At 42.9% G+C, this 259-nt stretch carries 1 protein-coding gene; it reads left to right on the forward strand.

Annotated features, from left to right (window positions below; all coding sequences use genetic code 11):
• A partial coding sequence (locus ACYQ4S_RS12715; RefSeq protein WP_459771545.1) for a hypothetical protein occupies positions 1 to 247 on the forward strand: 247 nt, incomplete at its 5' end.
• Positions 248 to 259: the final 12 nt, after the last annotated feature.

Here is a 259-nt window from a genome sequence, read left to right on the forward strand (position 1 = left end):
TTATCACTGTACGGGTATTCAGCAAGATGAAGCGAGACAATACGTGGAGGCAAAACTCAAGAGTGCCGAAGGCAGTCTTCGTATCTTTGATGAGAACGCACTCACGTCCTTAATCAGCCATGCCCAAGGCAGTTTAAGGCGGTTGGATCTTTTAACAACAAAGGTTTTAGAAATAGGTGTAAAACAGCAACAGGTTCAAATCACCCTGTCTTTAATTGAATCGGCAACGGCCGAAATCTTATTTTGATCGGTATAAGGA

Source organism: Alkalibacterium sp. s-m-28, from assembly GCF_054658175.1.